Annotated in this window: 1 protein-coding gene; it reads left to right on the top strand. The window is 75.1% G+C overall.

Annotated features, from left to right (window positions below):
* Positions 1-241, top strand: a 241-nt coding sequence (locus tag BN358_RS24060) for a 3-methyl-2-oxobutanoate hydroxymethyltransferase (RefSeq protein ID WP_198018465.1), incomplete at both ends; no start/stop codon positions are given.

Here is a 241-nt window from a genome sequence, read left to right as displayed (position 1 = left end):
CGGGCCGTCCGGCGCGGGCTGCGTCACCCCCTGCTCGTCGCCGACCTTCCCTTCGGCTCCTACGAGGCGAGCGATCTCGACGCCGTCCACACCGCCCAGCGGTTCGTCAAGGAGGGCGGCGCCGAGGCGGTCAAGCTCGAACGGGGTGGCTCGATCGTCGACCGGGCCCGGGCGATCGTCCGGGCCGGGATCCCGGTGGTGGGCCACGTCGGGCTCACCCCGCAGGCGGCGACCGCGATGA

Source organism: Sedimentibacter sp. B4 (genome assembly GCF_000309315.1).
GTDB lineage: Bacteria > Bacillota > Clostridia > Tissierellales > Sedimentibacteraceae > Sedimentibacter > Sedimentibacter saalensis.
The sequence above is the reverse complement of the archived record's forward strand: the minus strand, read 5'-3'. Positions and strand labels throughout refer to the sequence as shown.